Below are 22,300 nucleotides of genomic sequence, written 5' to 3'. Positions count from 1 at the left end.
ATATTGGGAAGTGTGAAAATGTTAAGAATCGTTTTTGATAATTTAGGCGAGTATAAAAAGTATGCCATGCTCTCGCCTATTTTTGTTTTATTAGAAGTTTTGATGAATGTTTCAATTCCATTCTTCATGACAAAAATAATTGACGAGGGAATTCTTTTAGGCGTTGAGAATAATATTATAAGATATGGTATTATTCTCTTTGTTTTTGCAGGAATTTCTCTTATTACAGGAGTTACTTCGGGATATCTTGCCACTAAGGCATCTAGTGGTCTTGCAAAAAATATGAGATATTCTATGTTTAAAAATATTACTAATTTCTCCTTTGAAAATATGGACAAGTTCAAGAGAGGAACTCTTATCACAAGAATGACAACTGATGTGCAAATGGTGCAAATGGCCTTTCAGATGACTACGAGAATGGCTATTCGTTCACCACTTATGCTAATCTTTTGTTTTATAATGAGCTTTAGACTTTCAAAGGAACTTGCACCAACTTTTGTAATTATTATTCCTCTTATTTCAATTGGAATGGGGATTATAATCAAGGGAGCTTATCCAATTTTCGAGCATGTTTTTAAAGTTACAGATAAACTTAACACCAATGTATCAGAAAATTTGTCAGCTATTAGAGTTGTTAAATCCTTTGTGAAAGAGGACAAGGAAATAGAAAAGTTCGACGAAATATCAGACGAATTGCAAAATAATTATATTAAAGCTTCAAAGCTACTAGCTCTTTCAAATCCTTTGATGAACTTTTCAACTTATCTAATGACAATTTTAATTGCATGGCTTGGAGCTAATTTAATTGTAGCGGGCGACATGTCAACTGGATCACTGACAGGACTTATCACCTACGCAATCCAAATTCAAATCTCTCTAATGATGCTTTCAATGATACTTGTGCAAATTACAATTGCAAGAAACTCACTTAGAAGAATTGACGAAGTGATTAAGACTACACCTACTATTGTAAGCCCTGAAAATGCAGTAACTGAAGTTTCTGACGGAAGCATTGAATTTAAAGATGTCTACTATTCTTATTCAGAAGATATAGAAAAATCTGTCCTATGCGATATTAATCTTAAAATAAATTCAGGAGATTATGTGGGAATTATCGGTCCTACTGGATCATCTAAGACTACACTTGTTTCGCTTATTGCAAGAATTTATGATGCTGATAAGGGTCAGGTTTTAGTTGGCGGGCGAGATGTAAGAGAATACGACCTTGAAGAGCTTCGTGATGAAGTTTCTGTAGTTCTACAAAAAAATCAGCTTTTCACAGGAACTCTTCGTGAAAATTTACTTTGGGCTGATGAAAATCTAACTGACGAAGAATTAAAAGAGGCACTTTATATTGCATCATGTGATGATTTTATAAATCCAGAGACAGATTTAGATATGAAGGTGCAAAGAGGCGGCACAAACTTCTCGGGTGGACAAAGGCAGAGAATTTGTATAGCTCGTGGAATTTTGAAAAAGCCTAAGATTTTAATAATGGACGACTCTACATCTGCCCTTGACAATAAGACTGAAGAAAAAATAATTTCTTCACTTCAAAGCTTACGACCAGAGATGACAAAAATTTTAATCTCACAAAAGATTAAATCTCTTAAAAATACAGATTACACAATAGTCATGGACAACGGAGAAATTGAGTCTATTGGCAAACACGAAGAACTTATTAAGACAAGTCCAATATATTCAGAAATAAATGAAACACAAGAAAGTGACGGTGATTTTGATGCCAAAGAATAAGACAAAAATGACTTCGAAAGAAAATATTGATGCAGCAAAAAAACTTTTCATTTTTATATTTAAAAGACACAAGATAAAACTAATTTTAGTTCTATTTATGGTTGTTATGGCATCACTTGCATCAATTTCAGTTTCACTATTTATTAGAGTTTTAATTGATGATTATATCTTGCCTCTTTTAAACAGTTCATCACCTGACTTTGGACCGCTCTTTAGCGTATTAGTCAAAATGTCACTATTCCTATTATTTGGAGTAATTTGCTCCTTTTTCTATTCAAGGCTAATGGTAAATATTTCAGAGACAACTATGGGCGATATTAGAAAGACAATGTTTAGCAAGATGCAAAAACTTTCAGTGTCTTACTTTGACACCACAAGCCACGGCGACATAATGAGTTATTACACAAATGATACGAGAGCCCTTGGTGAAATGATTGCAAATAGTTTTCCATCTTTTGTATCTTCAATGATGACAATAATCATGGTATTAGTTGCAATGTTTAGCCAATCAGCACTACTATCACTAATCATAATTTTTACAGTAAGTCTTATGATTTTTGTAATGAATCAAATCGGAGGAAGGTCTTCACATTATTTCTTAAACCAACAAAACTCCCTTGCAAAGACAAATGGATTTATCGAAGAGATGATTGACGGACTTAGAGTTGTAAAAGTCTTTAATCACGAAGATGAGGCAGTTGATGATTTTGAAATTATTAATGATGAACTTGCCGAAAACACAATGATTGCAAATAGACTTGGACTTTTCTTATATCCTATGATTTTCGGAATTGGAAACTTCCAATATGTTTTATTTGCGTTAATCGGTGGACTAATGGCAGTTCATGGAGGATTTGGAATTACAGTTGGTGTAGTTGCATCATTTTTACAACTTTCAAGAACTATCACTGGACCTATGGCTCAAGTTGCAGGAAATATTAACCAAGTTGTACTTGCAATTGCAGGATCGCGAAGAATCTTTTCATTTTTAGCAGAAGAACCTGAAAGTTATGATGGCGATGTTGAAAATGTAATTTTAGAAAAAAATGGTGTAAAGAAACATTTCTGGCATGATCTTAAAACTGATGAATATACAGAAATTCTTGGAGACATTAGATTTAATGATGTGTCATTTTCTTATGATGGAAAGAATAAAGTTCTAAAGAATCTAAATCTTTACGCAAAACCTGGACAAAAAGTTGCCTTTGTCGGCGCAACTGGTGCAGGAAAGACAACAATCACAAATCTTATCAATAGATTTTATGATATTGATAGCGGAGAAATCACCTTTGATGGAATAAATATAAATAGAATAAAAAAAGATCACTTGAGAAGTGCACTTGGAATGGTTTTACAAGATACTCATCTATTTACTGGAACAATTGCAGAAAATATAAACTATTCAGTTGATGAAATTAACATGGATAAGACTATAAATGCTGCAAAAAGGACAAATGCTCACGACTTTATAGTTAACCTAAAGGATGGATACGACACAGTAATAACTGGAGCTGGCGGAGAACTTTCAGAAGGGCAACAACAACTTCTTTCAATAGCAAGAGCAGAAATTTACAATCCACCAGTGATGATACTTGATGAAGCAACATCATCAATTGACTCTCGTACAGAAAAAATTGTACAGGACGGAATGGATGAGATAATGAAGGGAAGAACAACTTTCGTTATCGCTCACAGACTTTCAACAATTATGAATTCCGATGTAATAATAGTTTTGGAAAATGGAGAAATTGTGGAAAGAGGAGATCACGAAGACCTATTGGCACAAAAGGGAATATACTATAATCTTTATACTGGAGGATTTTCAGAAGATTAATTATTAGAACAGTCTATTTAGGCTGTTCTTTTTTGCTTTTTCTTTTGGTGTTTTGGGACTGTCCCGTGTGTATTATTTATTTCATGTTATCTGTTATTTAAACTTATTTATGAATTTAAACTAATATAGTTTGGGACTGTCCCAGACCGTTAATAATAACTAATTACTTTAAAACTTATAATAAAATATCAATTAACCATTTTATAAATATTTTTAAAATTTTAGGGTATACTTTTTATAGCGTAATTTGCTCATTTTATTTCACCTCATTCTGAGGTTTCTTTGGCAACATTTCAGTTGCAATTTTCAATTTTTATTATTTTTAAATTTAATTTTTTGATTAAGTTTTATTTTTGTGCTTATTTTAAGGACATAAATATTAAATTTTTAAAAAGGAGACGAATATAATAATGTTAAAAATTATTAAGGCTCTTTTTGTTGCAATCAAAGCTCATAAGGGCCAAAAGGATAAGGGCGGAAAGCCTTATATTTTTCATCCTATTAGAGTTTCTTTAAACGCACAGGATTATGATGCAAAAGTTGTGGCACTTTTACACGATTTAATTGAGGATACTGATTATAAAATAGAAGATTTAGATTTCTTAAATGAAAATCAAAAAGAAGCTCTTCTTCTTTTAACTCATGATGAAGATGCCAGTTATTTAGATTATGTGATAGATATTAAGAAAAACAAGATTGCAAGATGTGTTAAACTTGCTGATCTTGAACAAAATATGAATCTCAAAAGATTAAAAAGAGTTACTGAAAAAGATTTAAGAAGAGTTGAAAAGTATAAAAAAGCTAAATCTATACTTTTAGAGGAGGAATAAATGAACAGAGAATATTTAATTATTAATATTGCCTTAGGTGCTACCACAGCTGAGAGAAACAATATAATTTTAACTGAAAAGGAAAAAGAGCGTATCAAAAGATATCAAGAGATTGCCAGAAAAGCTGATGAAGAAGGAAGTAATATTATTTTCTACGCACCTGATGAGGATTAGAACGTTATGAATAGGGAATATAGAATTATTGGCATTGCAATGGGAAGACTTAAAGCTAATGAATGCGGTATAATTTTAACTGAAGAAGATAAAAAAGTATTAAAGAAAATCAAGAGATGGCAAAAAAATCTAAGGAAGAAGAAAGTAATATTATTTTCTACGCACCTCCTGATATGGATTAAAAAATAAAAGAAGAGACAAAAAGCCTCTTCTTAATGGGAAAATGGATTTTGGGTGCGGTCCCTGGCAGTTTTGCTTTGGGGACTGTACCCTTCCTTTGTTAATCCTTCTTTTCATGCTGTTTCGCTTGCGAGGACAGCCCTCTCGGATTTTTTGCCCTCTTAGCTTTCTTTCCCAAAAAGGGGACGGTCCCTTTGTTGACTCGGTCAGGGACAGTCCCCCTTTTTCTGGATTTTTTTACCCTATTTTTTGAAAATCGAGGACACCCCCTTTTTTTATCATCTTCTTTCTTTTTTATCAATTCATTTTCATTCTAATGTTTTTTTATTGACGACAAGGGACAGCCCTCTTGCATTTTTACCCTTTTTCCGCAGCAGTCCCCTTGTTCCCAAATGCGCCTGGATATTTTGGGACTGCTGCGTGCCCTGTGGGACTGTCCCACATCGCATATTAAAAAATTAGATTAAGTAAAAAAATACTTTATTGAAGAATAAGTTTTATGAAACTCGGGACTGTCCCTGTCAGGTTTGGTTTGGGACTATCCCTTTTCTCTCTTCTGTTACATCTTTTGTTAATCCTTCTTTTGATGCTTTTTCATTTGCGAGGTCAGCCCTATTACATTCTTTTTTACTCTCTTTGTTTTTCGTGAAATCGGGGACAGTCCCCTTTTTCTGGATTTTTTACCCTATTTTTTTGAAAATCGAGGACACCCCCTTTTTTTATCATCTTCTTTCTTTTTTATCAATTCATTTTCATTCTAATGTTTTTTTATTGACGACAAGGGACAGCCCTCTTCATTTTCATTCATTTTGCCCTCTTTCCAACAAAAGCGACCCTAATTAATATTTTCCTCATTCAACAAATTTAAAACTGCAATTAAAACTTTCACTCCAACTTTAAGACAGCTTTCATCCATATCATAATGGCTATTGTGAATTCCGCCTTGAAGCTTTGTAAATAGATTCATATAACAAGCTTTCTTTCCCTTTTCTTGAAGATGGCCCATCATATATGAAAAGTCATCTGTGCCGCCAACATTGTCATTAAAAGGCTTAGTCCATTTTAACTCAGGCACAATTTTTGCCACTTCTGCAATTTTATTTGCAAAGTCGCTATTTCCATTGCCAGTTGGTCCATATCCCATGACCTTGACTTTACAGTCGCATCCGTAAATTTCTGCAGTGTTTTTTACACATTTCACACAGGCATCATAAAGTCTCTTTTCTACATCTGAATCAGATCCTCTAGTTTCAACTTCAATCTTACAATAATCAGGCACTACATTTCTTCCAGTGCCTCCCTTTATCTTTCCAATATTAAGTCTTGTCTCACCTTTACTATCTTGCACAAAACTTTGCATCATTGAAATTGACTGCACTGCTGCAAGTATTGCATTATGTCCCTCTTGTGGATACATTCCTGCATGAGCACTTTTGCCGAAAAACTCCACATCAAATTTTGTTGTAGCATAAAGTCCTCTCCAAGTTCCTGCAAGTCCTGGAGCTTCTTCTTCAGTTCCAAGTATATGCATACCTACAATTGTGTCTAAATCATCTAAGACTTTACTTTCTACAACTGCCTTCGCTCCTTTATCTCCTTCTTCTGCTGGCTGAAAAATAATTTTTACCTTTCCATTAAAGCTATCACGATATTTATTTATAATTTTCGCAAACATAAGTCCCATAGTAGTATGGCCATCGTGACCGCAGGCATGCATTGCTCCAGGATTTTCTGAAGCAAATCCCTCTCTATTCGGTCTATGACCTTTATCCTTTGTCTCATTTATCATTACAGAATCTATATCAAATCTAAATCCATAGGTAGGCCCAGGGTTTCCAGAGTCAATTACGCAAACCACACCTGTGTAGCCCTCCATTCTCTTTAAATTTTTAAAACTCGCTCCTTGTTTGGCAGCTCTTTTTTCTTCATTTCTTATAGTTTCTGCATCTGGATAGCTCCAAGCATACTTTGGATTTATAATATCTTTACCAACAATTGTCTTTATTCCCTCTGCTTCTAGAAAATCTATAATCTTTGAAGTTGTGCGAAACTCAGTCCAGGCATATTCAGCAAATTTGTGAAAATCCCTTCTATATTTTACATATTCTTCGTCATATTTATCTGCTTCTTTAAATAAGCTTTCTAAATTCATTTTTTCCCTTCCAATGTCTAATATTTTGTCTATTACCATTATATATATTTAAAAATTTTTTAAAAGCTTTAAAAAATTTAAATATAATAAAAACTCTGCATCTACATTAAGATACAGAGTCTAATTTATTTTATTAATTTTATTGGATCTAATTTTAATATAATTTCCCAAAAGATTAATACCCTTGCCATCTGGAAGGTTAATGTCTAATATCACTAGACTATAATCTTTATTTGTCTCTTCACATGCTTCTTTATAATTATCTATAAGTTTTACCCTAAAATTATTTTTCTCAAGAAATTTTTTTATTTCTTCTCCAATAATTTCATCATCTTCAACTAATAACGAAGATTTCATAAAATCCTCCTCTATAAGTAACACTATTTTTAAAGTATTGCATGTATAAAGCCTATCATTTTAGATTATACATCTATAAAAATAACATTTATTAAATTAAGTGTATCATAAATGTCCTTAGATATTGATTTTTACACTCAATTAATATAATATAACAAGAGTGAAAATATAAAAATTGTAAAAAGTTTTTAAAATATATGTAAAAAGAGTAGGATTGGGAGGTAAAAATGTCTACTAGAGGCAGAACAAATTTAGATGGTATTAGAAAGGGAAAAAATCAATTTTCTAGACTTAGAACTATTGTTGAAACTCCTTTTTATGGAAATAATGTTAAGAAAATAAATACACTTAAAGAAGCTTATGAGATTGCTAAAAATTCTCCTGGTGCAATTATTACAAGTAGAGAAATTTTTGAACCAGAAAAAATTGGACTTGAAAAAGGATCAAAAGTAATTATATTTAATGATGGAGCTACTACTGGTAGAACAGCTTCTGCTAGATACATATCAAATAATAACGACAACGAAGATGACGCACTTAACAAGGTAGTAATGGATGCTGTATATGATACTAGATTTAAAAAAATGCTTTATGCAGAGTCTGTTGTAGGTCTTGATAAAGACTTTTGTGTCAAGGCTCATCTTTTAATTCCAGAAGGCGAAGAAAATATTTTATACAATTGGCTATTAAATTTTCAACCAATTAATAATGAGATTAAAGAAATGTATAAAAATTCTAAAAAATATGACGAGGCTGACATAATTGTTTTTTCTGACCCACAATGGAAAAACGAAAATTATCCAAATGGAATAGCATATTTCGATTCTCAAAACAACACATTAGCACTACTTGGCTTAAAATATTTTGGCGAGCACAAGAAGGGCACACTTACTCTTGCATGGTCTATTGCAAATAGAAATGGCTTTGCCTCTTGCCATGGCGGAATTAAAACTTTCTATAGAGAAGATAAAAATCCATTCACACTTTCTGTATTTGGACTTTCTGGCTCTGGCAAATCAACTATCACTCATCATAAGCACGAGGATAAATACGATATAAAAATTTTACATGACGATGCCTTTATAATTAATTCCAAGGACAAATACTCCATTGCACTTGAGCCATCATATTTTGACAAGACACAAAATTATCCGCCAAACAGTCCTGACAACAAATTTCTTTTGAGTATGCAAAATGTAGGAGCAACTATGGATGAAGATGGCAATATAGTAGCTGTGACTGAAGATATTAGAAATGGAAATGGACGAGCAATTAAATCTAAATTGTGGTCAAAAAATAGAGTAAACAGACTTGATGATAAAATTGATGCAATTTGCTGGATAATGAAGGATCCAGTTTTTCCGCCACTTGTTAAAATTGAAAATCCAATAATGGCTGCACTTCTTGGCGCATCTCTTATTACTAAGAGAAGTTCTGCAGAAAATCTAAAGAAGGGATACGACTTTACAAAGCTTGTTGTTGAGCCTTATGCCAATCCTTTTAGAACTTATCCATTGGCTGATGATTTTAATAAATTTTTAGAATTATTTAAAGACGGAGTTGATTGCTACATTATAAATTCTGGAGATTACTTTGGAAAAGACATACCGAAGGAAATTACTTTCTCACTTCTTGAAAAAGTGATTGATGATAATGCAGAGTTTAAAGATTTGTTTGAAATAAAAGACTTTTCATATCTTGAAGTAGAAGGTTATGAATTGCCTGTTTATGATTTATACAGGGAAAAACTAGAAAAATCCTTTAGAACAAGACTTGAATTCTTTGACAACCTTTCTGAATTTGACGAACTTCCAGAATATGCATTAGAAGAATTTAGAGATTATTTTTATAGAATTTAAAAAGGACGACCCAAGTGGTCGTCTATATTTTTGAATAAAAAAGACTTGGACCACTCCAAGTCTTTAATCTAATTAATTTTCATTTAAAAAGTCAATTGCATATTGTGCATACATTCCTGCACCATTTGCAAGTACTGTTTCATCTACGTTAAATCTTTCGTTGTGATGTGGGTATTCTGCTCCAACTTCTGGATTTCTACATCCTACAAATCCGAAACATCCTGGTTTTTCTTCTAGATAATAAGAGAAGTCTTCTCCACCAGTTGTCTTTTGCATTGTAGAGTGTGCATCTGGTCCTGCAAATTTTTCAAGTGCTTTAATTGCTATTTCTGATGCTTTTTCATCATTAATTGTTGGTCCTAAGATGTAAGTGTAATCAAGTTCATAAGTTGCACCATAAGCATCGCAAACTCCCTTGATAACTCTATTCATATCTTCTTCGATTCTTGCACCAATTTCTCTTGAGAAATATCTATTTGTACCAGTCATTTCTGCTTCTCCAGCAATGATGTTAAATCTGTTTCCACTGTGGAATGATCCAATTGTAACTGTTACAGAATCAAGTGGAGAATAATTTCTTGATACAAGTTGTTGAAGTGCTTGAACTACTGCAGACCCTACAACTACTGCATCTACTGTTTCATTTGGTAGAGATCCGTGACCAGATTTGCCGTGGATTTTAATTGAGAACATATCTGCAGCAGCCATTCTATCTCCTGCTTCAAGGGAAATTTTTCCTGCATCAAGTCCAACCCAAATATGTGATCCATAAATTGAATCAGTTTCTTCAAACCAATTTCCTTGTCTAATCATATATTTTGCACCAAGACCAACTTCTTCTGCTGGTTGGAAGATTAAATAAACTTTTCCACAAAGTTCATCTTTAACTTCATTTAAAATTTTTGCAGCTCCAAGAAGCATTGAAATGTGAGTGTCATGACCACAAGCGTGCATCTTTCCTTCATTAACAGATTTGTATTCAACATCATTTTGTTCTGTAACATTTAATGCGTCAATATCTGCACGAAGTGCAACAGTCTTTCCTGGTTTTGCCCCTTCGATAACTCCAATAACACCAGTCTTTGGCTCTTCAGTAGGAATTTCATATTTTATTCCCATTTTATCAAGCTCTTCTGCTATTTTCTTTGTAGTTTCGTGTTCTTCAAAGGATAGCTCTGGGTTCTTGTGAAAATATCTTCTCATTTCAAGTATATAGTCTTTGTTCTTTTCGATTAAATTTTTAATATCCATATTATCCCTCTTTCTTTATTACATAGCAGGTGTAAGCATTGGCGCCATAATTCCTGCAAGCACAACTGATCCAATTGATACTGTTACAAATCCTGCAACTAACATCTTCGGAAGAATTTGCGATAAAATTAATTCTCTCTCTTCATCATCTTTACCCATAGCTTTTGCAACTTCATTTGAAACAACAAAAGTACCAGGAAAACCAAATAACGCTGATGAACCAATGGCAAAAGCCATCCATGGTCCAACTTTTAAAATTTTACCAAATATAATTGACATAATACCTATGCCAATTGTACCAAGTACTAGACAAATTACAATTGGAATTAAAATTCCAAGTACATCGCTTGGGCTCGCACCAGCAAGTCCACCATATACTACTGTCATAAGAGCAGCCATTGTTAAGCCAAAGGCATTACCCTTGTTAAGTGGTTCTCTTTCTAAGAATCCAACTTCTGCAAAAACTATACCAAGAATAAGTGCAAGTACATTTTTATCAATTCTAATAAAGATGTTTAAAATAAAAATTCCAGTATCAATATTTTTTAAATATCCTGAAACTACTGTAGCTATAAATGCGACAAAAACTGCTTTTGCAATATAATAGTTTGCGGAAACATATTTGTGTGGAAGTTGGAAAATAGTTCTGACTTCTTTTCTTTCAACTTCTTCATCTTCTGTAAACTTGTGACCCTTAGCTTTTAAATCTAAAATACTATTTGCCTCTCTTCTAAGACAAAAAGATGCAAGTGGATAACCGATAAATCCTTGAAGTACAACAAGTAGTGTTGCCATAAGTCTTAAATCAGCTCTACCAATTTTATCTGCGGCTTCTGCCATTTGAAGACCCGCTATAACTCCACCAGAGATTGGTGGTGCTGCTACAATTGCAGTTTCCTTTCCTACGATTGGAGTTGCTGCTAATAAAAGAAGTGCAACAATACCTATAATAGCTCCTGCCGAAATAAGAACTGTCTTCCATTGAGCGATTAATTGTCTAAGGTTAAGCATTGATCCCATGTGAACTAGAAGTGTAGTAATAAATAAAGCTCCTACACTATACATGAGGGAATCTTGGAAAAGTGTTTCTGGAACTCCCAACCAAAAACCTCCTAAGAAAATCGCCGAACATACAAATAGCGAGGGCACAATACTTTTTGTGGCAGCGGATACTACATCGCCAATTGTATAGACTACAAAAATAAATAAAAGTGCTAATAATGCGTCCATATCTTCCTCCTTTGTTGCTTTGAGTTGCTAAAGCAAATTATTTTAAGGAATATTATATTCCTTAAATATTTCATTGTCAATGAAATATGCTTAAGTTCTTATGTTTTCACGGGCTTTATGATTTTATTTACTAAAAATTTACCTCATCTATATAAGGTCTATTAAATTTTTAAATATACTTTTTAAATAAGTGTCACTTAGTGATAGAATAAATTCGAGGAGTGAGTTAATTTGATTAAAGCAGTTTTATTTGACAAAGACGGAACAATTCTTAGGTTTTCTAATATTTATACTGATTCCTTAATCGAATATTTAGAAGATAAAAATTTAGATACTATTATAAAGAAAAAATTATTCCAAGATATTGGAGTAGGTGAAGACAGAAAAGCTCAAGAAAATTCAATTCTTGCATCTGAAACTATTGGCGATGTCGCAGTAGTTCTTTCAAAATATTTAGACATGGATGCGAATAGTCTTTTTATAGAAATTGATGACTATATTTATAATTACTATAAAAACAATAAAGATAGAATTGAAACCACTTGTGATGTTATCGACATTTTTAAGAAATTAAAAGAAAAAGGTATTTTAATAGGAATTTTTACTTCTGATAATTATAGACAGACTAAATTTGCAATGGATTTTCTAGGGTTTACTGAATACATTGATTTTATAGCAACAGCAGACACTTACAAGAAAAAACCAGACACAGAGGCACTTGAAGTTTTTAAAGAAAAATATAATTTAAAAGACGAAGAAATTATAGTAATTGGTGACTCAAAAGTGGATATGCTATTTGGAAATGGGACAAAAAAACTTGGAGTAACTTGTGGAACTGGAAGTAGAGAAATGCTTGAGGAATATGCAGATCACATCATTGAAAATCCTTCTGAAGTTTTTAAATACATTTGAGAAGATGATTATGTGATATTGGAAAAACTGTCAAATAATTTTAAAATATTTTTATTGTTTTTTATATTTAAGCCCGTCAATGTGTTGGCGGCTAGTTTATTTTCTTTAGATTCCTTTATTTCAGAATATTCAACTATTATCTTTATTGCAGCAATAGTTATTATTATTCTAGTAATGGGTTACATTTGGATTGATAAATTAGCTTTATCTAAGAACTTTTAATTTATATTTGTTATAATAGATAAAAATAATTGATAAAATATTTTAAAAAGGAGTAGCTATGATTATTAAAAATAACACTGTAATTTATGCAATGGATAAAAATAATGCTCCCGTTGCGAGAGCAAAGTCTGGGGATAATATTGTTTTTGAAACTCTTGATTGTTTCTCATGTTCTTTGACAAGTGAGGATCAAAAACTTGGCGGTATTGATTTTAATAAAGTAAATCCTGCCACTGGTCCAATTTATATTGAAGATGCAAAGGCTGGAGATGTACTAAAAGTTTTTATTAACAAAATTAATCTTAAGGGTTCTGCAGTTTCTGTGGCTGAGCCTGGCTTTGGCAGACTTGGAGAAAGAGTAAGTGAGTCAAAGACTAGAATAATTGAAGTTGAAAATGAAAAGATAAAGTTTCAAGGAATTGAATTTCCAATAAATAAAATGATAGGAGTAATTGGAACTGCACCTGCAGGAGAAGCGGTAAACACTGGCACTCCTGGAGACCACGGCGGAAACCTCGATTGCAAAGAAATCACTGAAGGAGTTACGCTTTACCTTCCAGTTGAAGTTGATGGAGCACTACTTGCAATTGGCGACCTTCACGCAGCTATGGGTGACGGAGAAATTAGTGGTGCTGCTGCAGAGATTAGCGGATCTGTAGATGTAGTTGTTGAGGTTATTAAAGATTTTAAGTACAAAACTCCAATGATTGAGACTGATGATAAGTTTATGATGCTTGCATCAAGAGAAAATATAGATGAAGCGACAAATCTTTCACTTGCAAATATGGCTGAGTTAATTATGGATAAGAAGGGCCTGAGTTTTGAAGATGCTTATATATTGATGAGTCTTGCTGTTGATGTGAGGGCTTGTCAGATAGTAAATCCTAATGTGACTATGAGAGCGGAAATAAAAAAAGATTTATTGAGATAAAAAAGATGGGAAACCCTCTTTTTATGTGAAAATTCTTAACGTCTCCGACCTTTTTGCTTATCACTCGAGAAGTTGGTTAATTATTGGCAAAAATGTTTTAAATTTATAGCTTAGGGGACTGTCCCTGACCGAGTCAACAAAGGGACCGTCCCCGTTTTTGGGAAAAAGAAAGCATTGAAAAAAGCACAAAAACCAAAGATAACAGAAGTATAGGGACAGTCCCAAAGCAAACCTGACAGGGATACCCATAGGGCACGCAGCGGTAACAAAATCTTTGCTTAAGTTTAAAAACTTTAAGAAGTTGTCGCAATTTTATAAGGTTTATTATCATATAAGTGTTGACAATTGTACTTAATAAATACATATCCTGCTTTTGAACTTTCTAAACACTATTAAATTAATATTTTTTATAATCTTTTATACTTTACCAAGATTTTACATTGTATATAATTTTAGACACAAAAATAAGACAGGCATTAAAACCTGTCTTATTCGTATAGTTCCCTGCTTCCAAATTTAATTTTGCTACTATTTAAGCTTTTCTTTTGTGGATAGTCATACTTAGTTATCATAGATCTAAATAGTGTCGCCACCTCGGATCTCCTAATTGATCTTCTTGGATGGAAATTCCCATCGGAATATCCTCTTAATAACCCTGCATCTACAAGAGCACCTACAGCGCCTCTCGCAGAACCTTTGATAGAATTACTATCAGAAAATTCATTAATAGCTGATGGCTTTTGAGGTATTGAATAAATGTAGACTAGAATTTCTGCAACTTCTTCTCTTGTTATCTCTCTGTTTGGATTTAATCTTCCAGTTGTTGGAGTTATATAACCTGCTTTAATTGCCTTTGCAACATCATTATAAAACCAATCTGATGTAGATACGTCTGAGAAAGTAACTGTATAAGTTTTATCTAGACCTGCTAAATTATTTACAACTGAGTAGAACTGTGCTCTAGTCATATTTTCATTTGGCCTAAAGCTGCCATCTTCATAACCTGCCATAATATTTCTTTCAGTTATAAAGTCAACTGATGACTCTGACCAATGGCCTCTTAAATCTCTAAAAGACCTAGCAAATACAGAATTTGTTAAAATCAATGTTGAGGAGATAAAGATCAATGAAAGCTTTTTCAACTTATTCATTCTTATCACCTTCACATTCATTATATCTCATATAAAGAAATTTAACACAGATTCTATTTTAAGTTTATGTTACAAAGGCAGAGCTTTGTAATATTTCTGACATATTGTGCTTTTTTTATACCATTTTTAAAATAATACTTTATGTAGTAGATGTTTTTAAAATTTTGCACAAAAAAAGAGAACAGCATATGTAATACTAACTGTTCTCTAAGGGAAGAAAAAAGATGATGAAGTTTTCACTTCATGTATATTGTAATTCAAGAGAAAATTTTTGTCAATACTTTTGTGAAAATATTTTCAAAAAGATTTTTAATCTCAATTTAAGCTGAAGCCCCCATTATTCTATTGTTTATTTTTTGTACAATTTTAACTAAAACTTATTATGCAAATATTTTCAAGTTTCCCATAAACTATTTATTATGATAAAATTAGAGCGAGGTGATTAATTTGTTAAAAGAAACAATTCTTAAAAGAAGAACTGTAAGAAAATTTAAAGATAAAGAAGTAGATAGAAAGCTACTTGAAGAAATTTTAATGTATGCTTCAATGGGACCAAGCAATGGTAACTCACATCCAATTGAATTTATAGTAGTTGATGATAAGGACAAAATCGAAGAGCTTTCACAAATGGATTCCTTTGCAACTCTATATTTAAAAGAAGCTCCATGTATAGTAATTCTAGTTGCAAATACTGACATCTGCAAAACTTGGGTCGAAGAAGCATCTCTTACTGCTGCATATCTTCAACTTCTTGCCGAAGAAGAAGGCATTTCAACTTCATGGATCAATGTAGTCGAAGGAAACACTGCTGGTAAAATTTCCTATGAAGAATATTTCAAAGAAAACTTCGGAGTTAAAAAACCATACAGAGCAGCTTGTTTAATTCCAATTGGATATAAAAAATCTGGAACTAAAGATCACGAAGAATTTGACATCTCTTCAAAAGTTCACTACAACGAATTTTAATATTGTCAATTTAAATTTACAATAATTTACGGTATTGTAATATTTCCCAGTTTTCTTATATGATATAGTTTAGTTATAAAATTTATTATGGAGGTAATTATGAAAAAAAGTATTAAAAAGTGGATCGCACCAATAGCTCTTGCAACAGTTTTAATGCCAACATCTATATTCGCATTTTCCGATGTAGATAAAGAGCATTGGGCTAGTGCAGATATTAATTGGGCAAGCTCAGAGGATATTGTAAAAGGTTATCCTGATGAAACTTTCAAACCTGAAGGAAACATCACAAGAGCAGAATTTTACAAGATGGTAAATGTATTTGCAGACTTTAAAGATGAAAAAGATGTAAAATTTACTGATGTTAAAGATTCTGATTGGTTCTATTCTGATGTTAAAAAGGCAGTAGCTGCTGGATATATTGAAGATGCAGCTGGAGAACTTAAACCAAACGAAGCTATCTCAAGAGAAGAAGTTGCTGATATTTTATCAACTGTTTATAAATTAGAAGACAAAGAAAATGAAGCTAACAATTTCTCTGATAAAGATGCTATCAAAGACAAAGGTTCTGTAGGAGCTCTTGTTGAAAAGAAAATTATTAATGGTTATCCTGACGGAAGCTTTAAACCAGCTGGAGATATCAAAAGATCAGAAGCTGCAAAAATGCTTCACACAACTGTTAAAACTTTAGGAAAAACTGACCTATACTTTGGCGTTTACAAAGATGATCTTATTATACTTCACACAAATGATGTTCACGGTGCTGTAAATGCTGACGACAAGCATATTGGATATGCTAATTACAAAAATGTAATCGATAAAATTAAAAATGACAACAAAAAAGTTATTGTAGTTGATGCTGGAGATGCTTCTCAAGGATCAAACTTCGCATCACTTAACGAAGGTGCAGATGTAATTACTGTAATGAATATGCTAGGACTTAATGCTTTTGCTCCTGGTAACCACGAATTTGACTATTCTAAAGAATCAGCTTTAGAAAATCACAAAAATTCTAAATTTAAATGGTATGCATCAAATCTATTTGATGAAAAAACTGGCGAAACAATTTTCTCTAAGGGAGAAGTTATTGATGTTGATGGATTAAAGGTAGGTATCTTTGGACTTGCAACTCCAGAAACAAAATACAAGGCTGACCCAAGAAATACAAAAGGCATCGCTATTTCAAAAACTGTAGAAGAAAATTCTAAGATTGCTCAAGAAGAAGCTGACAAACTTAGAAAAGAAGGAGCAGAAGTTGTAGTAATGATAAGCCACGTTGGTACAGATGAATCTTCTGATGTAACAACTGAAAAAATTGCTAAAAATGTTAAGGGTGTAGATGTAATGATTGACGGTCACTCTCACACATTATTTAAAAATGGTGAAAAAACTGGAAATTCTTTCATCGCATCTACTGGAGATACTTTAAGGAATATTGGTTTTACAACAATTTCCAAAGATGGAAATGTAAAATCAAGAATGATTACAAAATCTGAGGCACTTTCTTATGGAGAAAATGCTGAGGTTCAAAAAGTAATTGACGACCTATCTAAAGAACAAGAAAAAGTTCTTGGAGAAGTTTTAGGAAAAACAGCTACTAATCTTGATGGCGAAAGAGAACAAGTAAGAGCTGGCGAAACTAACCTTGGTAACTTAATCACTGATGCAATGAGAAAAGAAGCAAAAGCTGATGTTGTTATCACAAATGGTGGTGGAATCAGAGCTTCTATAAAAGCTGGAGATGTAACAGTTGGAGATGTATTTACTGTTCTTCCATTTGGTAACGCAATGACTGTAATTGAAGTTACTGGAAAAGACATAGTTGATGCTCTAAACCACGGCGTTAAAGACTATCCAAATCCAGCAGGACAATTCTCTCACGTTTCAGGAATTACTTTTGATTTAGTTGCAGGTAAACCAAGTAAAGCAACTAATGTAAAAGTTGGTGGAGCTCCAATTGATCTTTCTAAAACTTACACTCTAGCAACTAACGACTTTATGGCAGTTGGTGGAGATGGATACGATATGTTTAAAGGAAAGACTCAAAAAGCACTTTACGGTTCCCTTGCAAAAATCGTTGAAGATTATATCAGACAACTTACAAAAGAAAATCCTAATGGATTTGAATACAAAACTGAAAATCGTATAAATGTAGTAGGCGAAGCTAAAAACGCTGCATAAGATTTTAAATTTTAACCTCGGTGAAAGCCGGGGTTATTTTTTTGTCTAAATTTAAATAATTTATAAATAAATCAATTCGTGCTTTGAAAATAATAAATTAAAACTTTTATAATTTTAAAATTTTAAAAATAATTTTTAGTCAATTTTAAATTTTAAACTTATCAAAAATTCTCACACAATAAGTTTTAAAACTATGACTAAATATTATATACAACAAAAAATACATTAAAAAAAGTTTCGCAAAGTTTTTTGATAATTATTATTAAAACCTATTGCAATAATTTGTTAAATATTGTACAATCTCATTAGTTGATAAATGTTATCAAACGTCATTTGAGATATTAACTTACTTTACATTTTTTCTCTATGACTGGAGAAATTCTAGTTTTAATATTTATTGGAAAATACATATGAAAACTTAATAGAAATATTTATCAAATTTTTCAAAAGGAGAATATAAATGATTAATGTAATTTATTGGAGTGGCACTGGTAATACTGAAGCTATGGCTGAAGCTGTAGTTAGAGGTATTGAAGGTGCTGGCGAAGAATGTAAACTTATTCAAGTTGGTCAAGCATCAGTTGATGATGTTAAGGATTTTGATAAAGTTGCCTTTGGATGTCCTGCAATGGGCGCTGAAGAATTGGAAGAAACTGAAATGAGACCTTTCATGGACAGTGTAAACGAGCTTCTAAAAGGCAAAAAAGTTTTATTATTCGGATCTTACGAATGGGCTGATGGTGAATGGATGCAAACTTGGGAAGAAGAAGTTCAAGGCTTTGGTGCACAGATTATCGATGCAGTAATTGCATATGACGCACCAGATGACGATGCAATTGATGACTGCGAAATGGCCGGAAAAGCTTTGGCCCAAGCATAAATTCAAAAAAGATTACATAGATTTTTTTAAAGACATAAACTTCTTAAGCGATTTTAATTATCTTTACTTAATTTTAAAATTTTATACAGCGCCAACTGTCTACGGAAAGAAGATTGGCACCCTCATCAATTTAAAATCAATGGATAGAAATCTTTGCAATTGTTTTATGGAAAATAAAGTGTATTTCGAAAATCAATTTAATTTAAATTCAATTGTTCTAAGATCAAGTTCAGATAATATATTGGTTTATTTTTATCGCGAAAAATGTCTTTCAAAAAGACTGTGTAATAAAGAAGTCGCAAACTTTTTAATGAGCATGGATTATAATACCCCTCAAAATATAAACAACAGTCTTAAACTTTTAGCGGAAAAATTTAAAGACTTAGATTCATGTCCTCATGAAATTGGCATCTTTCTCGGATACCCTCTAAAAGATGTCAGAGCCTTTTCAAGTTGCGACAAATGTTACAAATATGTAGGCTACTGGAAATGTTACGAAAATGTATTAGTATCTAAGTGCAAATTTTTTATATACGATTTTTTTAAATGGATAGTAGCCAAATCCTATTTACTTACTAAAACAAATAGTGAAATCCTTTATAATAAAAATTAAAAACTCTTCCTGTATACCCCCAATATACAGTGAAGAGTTTTTTCTATTTAATAAAGTTTTTAAGTTCTCCTATTCCCTCTATAACGCATTTAACTTCATCGCCAGATTTTAAAAATTTCTCTGGACTAAATCCCATGCCAACTCCCTTTGGAGTACCTGTAGCAAATACATCTCCAGGAACAAGAGTGATTCCTCTTGAAAATTCTTCGATTAATTTATAAATGTCACGAATCATGTACTTAGTGTTGGAATTTTGACGAAGCTCTCCATTGACATAAGTTTTTAAATCTAAATTCATTCCATCAATTTCATCTGAAGTTACAATTACAGGACCCATTGCAGAAAATCCGTCGATGCTCTTTCCCTTATACCACTGTCCGTGATCTTTTTGAAGATTTCTTGCAGAAAAATCATTTACAATTGTAAAACCAAATACATAATCTTTTGCCTCTTCGTAATTTATGTCTTTTCCCCTCTTGCCAATAATTACACCAAGCTCTGTCTCGTAATCAAGTGCTTCATCAAGTGAAAAATCATATTCTAAAACTTCATCAGGAGAAGAAATAATTTCGCATCTCTTGGAAAAATATGTGGCGTTTTCTGCTTCCCCTGCTTTGATTTTAGACTTTTCGCTCTCCTCAACATGGTCTTTATAATTTAATCCCACACAAATCATGTCGTGATCTAAGTTTACAAAAGGCGATAGAATTTTCACATCTTTTATATTTACAAAATCTTTTCCATCTTCTTTTAATTTTTCAAAATCTTCTGAATTATAATTTTTGACAAAATCTTTTAAATCTGTATAATTTTTTGATAGACTGTAATTTTTAAAGGGATAAATTTTATCTCTTTTTAAAACTCCAATATCAATTTTATTATTTATTTCATATCTAATTAATTTCATAAAGCACCTTCCTTTTAAATATTATACCCAAGCTAAATAAATTTATAAAAATAGGCATAAGTATTTCTTATGATGAAATGAAGTCCATATTATGATATAATTTTCTTGGAAGGTGAAATAATGATTCAAAGTTTAGTAAAGGCAGCTAATGTACTAGAGGCATTAAAAGATGCAAATAGAGAACTTACAATCGCTGAAATTTCTGAAATCTTAAACATACCACCTAGTACTTGCCATAGAATTTTATCTACACTTATAAATGTAGGCTATGTTACAAAAAACAAAAGAACGCCCCTATACACCTTGGGACCTGCCTTGATTTCACTTGGTATGAAGGCATCTTCGAATATCGACCCGGGAGAAGTGGAAAAAGAAGTTCTAAAAAAATTATCAGACAAAACCATGGAAGACGCCTTTTTAATAATAAAATCTGGAGATAAGGGCCTTGTCCTTGCAAAATCAGAGGGAAAACACTCACTTAAAATAGTAGAAAACTTCGGACTTGAAATAGAGCTTCATAAGGGAGCCATTCGAAAAACTGTCCTCGCCTTTCAACCTAAGGAATACATCGACTACTATCTAGACAGAGATCTTGAGTCTTACCTTAGTGAAAGTGTTGACAGAGAAAAACTTAGAAAAGAGCTTGAACAAATAAGAGAAGACAAAATTTCAATATCTGATTCAGAATACATCAGAGACGCCATAGGCATTGGTGCTCCAGTATTTAATCATAAATCAGAGCTTGTTGGTGCCATTGGAGTAGTTGTGCCAAAAGAAAGAGTGGACGAAAAAATTAAAAAGGATTATATCGATGCAGTTAAAAGCTGCAGCATTGAATTTTCTAAAAAATTGGGATATTCATTTAAATAGTTTAAGGATTGCTAATGCAGTCCTTTTTCTTATGCCAATTTATGATAAAATGAATTTGAGGTGATACATATGAAAGATGGATTTATAAAATCTTTTGACGAAAGTGAATTATATTATAAAGAAAATTATGTAAAAAGTCCAAAAGCTGCAATCTTAATAGTACATGGACTTTGTGAACATCTTGGTAGATACGACTATTTAACAGAAAGACTAAATAAGGATAACATTTCTGTACTTAGATTTGACCACAGAGGTCACGGAAAAAGTGCAGAAAAAACTAAAAAAGGATATCTTGAAGATTATAATGACATGATTAACGATGTTAATTTTTTCGTAGATAAATTAATTGAAGACAATGATGTGCCATGCTTTTTACTTGGTCACTCCATGGGTGGATTTGCAGTTTCAGTATTTGGTGCAAAATACAAAGACAAAAATCTTAAAGGAATTATCACATCAGGAGCAGTAACATTTGACAACAGACAGCTTTTTGCAGAAATTCCAAAGGGGCTTGATAGAAATACAATTCTTAAAAATGACCTAGGAGATGGAGTTTGCTCTGTAAAAGAAGTAGTGGAAGATTATGTAAATGATCCGCTAAATTTAAAAGAATATACAGTTTCAATTGCCTATGAAATTAAAAACGGACTAGATTATTTTTACAAAAATGTTGGCGAATTTAAATACCCAGTATTAATGCTTCACGGCGAAGAAGATGATTTAGTAAGATATGGAGACACTTTAGATTTCTTTAGAGAAACTGGATCTAAAGATAAAGAAATGAAAATCTACGGCAAGGCATGCCATGAAATTTACAATGAGTTTTTAAAAGATGAAGTAATAGATGATACTTTACTTTGGATAAACAATAGAATTTAATGGTAGCGAGACGAGTGTCGAAGACACGAGATGAGCGGTTTACACAATGAAAGCGACTGAAAGGAGCTTGAATTGATGAAAAACCTTATGCAGCGACCGAAGTAATTGCGACCGAATAGGGAGCAATTACAAGGGAGTCGCGAATGGTAGCGAGACGAGTATCGAAGAC

20 protein-coding genes are annotated in these 22,300 nt (G+C 32.3%); 14 read left to right on the top strand and 6 right to left on the bottom strand.

The window, feature by feature from the left end:
- The first annotated feature begins 18 nt into the window (after positions 1-18).
- The 5 genes from KQI68_RS02040 (at position 19) to KQI68_RS02020 (ending at position 4,782) form a co-directional block, all read left to right on the top strand.
- Positions 19-1,755 (top strand): ABC transporter ATP-binding protein, encoded by a 1,737-nt coding sequence (locus KQI68_RS02040; RefSeq protein WP_216548438.1) that lies wholly within the window; start codon positions 19-21, stop codon positions 1,753-1,755.
- Positions 1,742-3,589 carry an ABC transporter ATP-binding protein gene (locus tag KQI68_RS02035; protein WP_216548436.1) on the top strand — a complete coding sequence of 616 codons (1,848 nt, stop codon included), beginning with the start codon at positions 1,742-1,744 and terminating at the stop codon, positions 3,587-3,589. The genes KQI68_RS02040 and KQI68_RS02035 overlap by 14 nt, the downstream gene beginning before the upstream one ends.
- A gap of 410 nt (positions 3,590-3,999) precedes the next feature.
- On the top strand, positions 4,000-4,419 hold the full coding sequence (locus KQI68_RS02030; protein WP_216548434.1) for a GTP pyrophosphokinase: 420 nt from the start codon (positions 4,000-4,002) through the stop codon (positions 4,417-4,419).
- A complete protein-coding gene (locus KQI68_RS02025) occupies positions 4,420-4,593 on the top strand; it encodes a hypothetical protein (RefSeq protein WP_216548432.1) in 174 nt (57 codons plus the stop codon).
- Between the two features lie 6 nt (positions 4,594-4,599).
- The gene (locus tag KQI68_RS02020) at positions 4,600-4,782 is read left to right on the top strand and encodes a hypothetical protein (RefSeq protein ID WP_216548430.1); all 183 of its coding nucleotides are present in this window, start codon (positions 4,600-4,602) and stop codon (positions 4,780-4,782) included.
- A gap of 826 nt (positions 4,783-5,608) precedes the next feature.
- Here KQI68_RS02020 and KQI68_RS02015 read toward each other — a convergent pair.
- Both KQI68_RS02015 and KQI68_RS02010 read right to left on the bottom strand, forming a co-directional pair.
- On the bottom strand, positions 5,609-6,925 hold the full coding sequence (locus KQI68_RS02015) for an amidohydrolase (RefSeq protein ID WP_216548428.1): 1,317 nt from the start codon (positions 6,923-6,925) through the stop codon (positions 5,609-5,611).
- Positions 6,926-7,045: 120 nt separating this feature from the next.
- Positions 7,046-7,282, bottom strand: coding sequence for a response regulator (locus tag KQI68_RS02010; RefSeq protein WP_216548427.1), 237 nt, complete (start codon positions 7,280-7,282; stop codon positions 7,046-7,048).
- A 227-nt stretch (positions 7,283-7,509) separates the two neighbouring features.
- Here KQI68_RS02010 and KQI68_RS02005 point away from each other — a divergent pair, with 227 nt between their 5' ends.
- Positions 7,510-9,141, top strand: a complete 1,632-nt coding sequence (locus KQI68_RS02005; protein ID WP_216548426.1) for a phosphoenolpyruvate carboxykinase (ATP) — start codon at positions 7,510-7,512, stop codon at positions 9,139-9,141.
- 72 nt (positions 9,142-9,213) lie between these two features.
- Here the strand turns inward: KQI68_RS02005 and KQI68_RS02000 are convergent, their stop codons facing one another.
- Positions 9,214-10,392, bottom strand: coding sequence for an amidohydrolase (locus tag KQI68_RS02000; protein WP_216548425.1), 1,179 nt, complete (start codon positions 10,390-10,392; stop codon positions 9,214-9,216).
- Positions 10,393-10,410: 18 nt separating this feature from the next.
- Positions 10,411-11,622 (bottom strand): hypothetical protein, encoded by a 1,212-nt coding sequence (locus KQI68_RS01995; protein ID WP_216548424.1) that lies wholly within the window; start codon positions 11,620-11,622, stop codon positions 10,411-10,413.
- 231 nt (positions 11,623-11,853) lie between these two features.
- Here KQI68_RS01995 and KQI68_RS01990 point away from each other — a divergent pair, with 231 nt between their 5' ends.
- Both KQI68_RS01990 and KQI68_RS01985 read left to right on the top strand, forming a co-directional pair.
- Entirely contained in the window at positions 11,854-12,534 is a 681-nt protein-coding gene (locus KQI68_RS01990; RefSeq protein WP_216548423.1) for an HAD family hydrolase, read from the top strand.
- A 280-nt stretch (positions 12,535-12,814) separates the two neighbouring features.
- Positions 12,815-13,687, top strand: coding sequence for an acetamidase/formamidase family protein (locus KQI68_RS01985; protein ID WP_216548422.1), 873 nt, complete (start codon positions 12,815-12,817; stop codon positions 13,685-13,687).
- Positions 13,688-14,175: 488 nt separating this feature from the next.
- Here KQI68_RS01985 and KQI68_RS01980 read toward each other — a convergent pair whose 3' ends face one another.
- Positions 14,176-14,838, bottom strand: coding sequence for an S-layer homology domain-containing protein (locus KQI68_RS01980; protein WP_216548421.1), 663 nt, complete (start codon positions 14,836-14,838; stop codon positions 14,176-14,178).
- Positions 14,839-15,285: 447 nt separating this feature from the next.
- Here KQI68_RS01980 and KQI68_RS01975 point away from each other — a divergent pair, with 447 nt between their 5' ends.
- The 4 genes from KQI68_RS01975 (at position 15,286) to KQI68_RS10530 (ending at position 19,475) form a co-directional block, all read left to right on the top strand.
- The gene (locus KQI68_RS01975) at positions 15,286-15,804 is read left to right on the top strand and encodes a nitroreductase family protein (protein ID WP_216548419.1); all 519 of its coding nucleotides are present in this window, start codon (positions 15,286-15,288) and stop codon (positions 15,802-15,804) included.
- Positions 15,805-15,903: 99 nt separating this feature from the next.
- Positions 15,904-17,982 carry a 5'-nucleotidase C-terminal domain-containing protein gene (locus KQI68_RS01970; RefSeq protein WP_216548417.1) on the top strand — a complete coding sequence of 693 codons (2,079 nt, stop codon included), beginning with the start codon at positions 15,904-15,906 and terminating at the stop codon, positions 17,980-17,982.
- Positions 17,983-18,442: 460 nt separating this feature from the next.
- Positions 18,443-18,862, top strand: coding sequence for a flavodoxin (locus tag KQI68_RS01965; RefSeq protein WP_216548415.1), 420 nt, complete (start codon positions 18,443-18,445; stop codon positions 18,860-18,862).
- Complete coding sequence (locus KQI68_RS10530) at positions 18,795-19,475, top strand: DUF3793 family protein (RefSeq protein ID WP_425516593.1); 681 nt, start codon at positions 18,795-18,797, stop codon at positions 19,473-19,475. Before KQI68_RS01965 ends, KQI68_RS10530 begins: the two co-directional genes overlap by 68 nt.
- 43 nt (positions 19,476-19,518) lie before the next feature.
- Here KQI68_RS10530 and KQI68_RS01955 read toward each other — a convergent pair whose 3' ends face one another.
- Complete coding sequence (locus KQI68_RS01955; RefSeq protein ID WP_216548411.1) at positions 19,519-20,382, bottom strand: fumarylacetoacetate hydrolase family protein; 864 nt, start codon at positions 20,380-20,382, stop codon at positions 19,519-19,521.
- Between the two features lie 120 nt (positions 20,383-20,502).
- Between KQI68_RS01955 and KQI68_RS01950 the strand changes: the two genes are divergently transcribed.
- Both KQI68_RS01950 and KQI68_RS01945 read left to right on the top strand, forming a co-directional pair.
- On the top strand, positions 20,503-21,252 hold the full coding sequence (locus KQI68_RS01950) for an IclR family transcriptional regulator (protein WP_216548410.1): 750 nt from the start codon (positions 20,503-20,505) through the stop codon (positions 21,250-21,252).
- 69 nt (positions 21,253-21,321) lie between these two features.
- Positions 21,322-22,131, top strand: coding sequence for an alpha/beta hydrolase (locus KQI68_RS01945; protein WP_216548408.1), 810 nt, complete (start codon positions 21,322-21,324; stop codon positions 22,129-22,131).
- Positions 22,132-22,300 lie beyond the last annotated feature (169 nt).

This window comes from Peptoniphilus ovalis (assembly GCF_018919265.1).
In the GTDB taxonomy this organism is placed as follows: domain Bacteria; phylum Bacillota; class Clostridia; order Tissierellales; family Peptoniphilaceae; genus Peptoniphilus_A; species Peptoniphilus_A ovalis.
Note: the sequence above shows the minus strand (reverse complement) of the source record. Positions and strands in the feature narration are given on the sequence as shown.

Bases quoted from the DNA above. Each gene is read 5' to 3' on its own strand.
- KQI68_RS02040 (WP_216548438.1), top strand. From the start codon at position 19: ATGTTAAGAATCGTTTTTGATAATTTAGGCGAGTATAAAAAGTATGCC.
- KQI68_RS02035 (WP_216548436.1), top strand. From the start codon at position 1,742: ATGCCAAAGAATAAGACAAAAATGACTTCGAAAGAAAATATTGATGCA.
- KQI68_RS02030 (WP_216548434.1), top strand. From the start codon at position 4,000: ATGTTAAAAATTATTAAGGCTCTTTTTGTTGCAATCAAAGCTCATAAG.
- KQI68_RS02025 (WP_216548432.1), top strand. From the start codon at position 4,420: ATGAACAGAGAATATTTAATTATTAATATTGCCTTAGGTGCTACCACA.
- KQI68_RS02020 (WP_216548430.1), top strand. From the start codon at position 4,600: ATGAATAGGGAATATAGAATTATTGGCATTGCAATGGGAAGACTTAAA.
- KQI68_RS02015 (WP_216548428.1), bottom strand. From the start codon at position 6,925: ATGAATTTAGAAAGCTTATTTAAAGAAGCAGATAAATATGACGAAGAA.
- KQI68_RS02010 (WP_216548427.1), bottom strand. From the start codon at position 7,282: ATGAAATCTTCGTTATTAGTTGAAGATGATGAAATTATTGGAGAAGAA.
- KQI68_RS02005 (WP_216548426.1), top strand. From the start codon at position 7,510: ATGTCTACTAGAGGCAGAACAAATTTAGATGGTATTAGAAAGGGAAAA.
- KQI68_RS02000 (WP_216548425.1), bottom strand. From the start codon at position 10,392: ATGGATATTAAAAATTTAATCGAAAAGAACAAAGACTATATACTTGAA.
- KQI68_RS01995 (WP_216548424.1), bottom strand. From the start codon at position 11,622: ATGGACGCATTATTAGCACTTTTATTTATTTTTGTAGTCTATACAATT.
- KQI68_RS01985 (WP_216548422.1), top strand. From the start codon at position 12,815: ATGATTATTAAAAATAACACTGTAATTTATGCAATGGATAAAAATAAT.
- KQI68_RS01980 (WP_216548421.1), bottom strand. From the start codon at position 14,838: ATGAATAAGTTGAAAAAGCTTTCATTGATCTTTATCTCCTCAACATTG.
- KQI68_RS01970 (WP_216548417.1), top strand. From the start codon at position 15,904: ATGAAAAAAAGTATTAAAAAGTGGATCGCACCAATAGCTCTTGCAACA.
- KQI68_RS01965 (WP_216548415.1), top strand. From the start codon at position 18,443: ATGATTAATGTAATTTATTGGAGTGGCACTGGTAATACTGAAGCTATG.
- KQI68_RS10530 (WP_425516593.1), top strand. From the start codon at position 18,795: ATGACGCACCAGATGACGATGCAATTGATGACTGCGAAATGGCCGGAA.
- KQI68_RS01955 (WP_216548411.1), bottom strand. From the start codon at position 20,382: ATGAAATTAATTAGATATGAAATAAATAATAAAATTGATATTGGAGTT.
- KQI68_RS01950 (WP_216548410.1), top strand. From the start codon at position 20,503: ATGATTCAAAGTTTAGTAAAGGCAGCTAATGTACTAGAGGCATTAAAA.
- KQI68_RS01945 (WP_216548408.1), top strand. From the start codon at position 21,322: ATGAAAGATGGATTTATAAAATCTTTTGACGAAAGTGAATTATATTAT.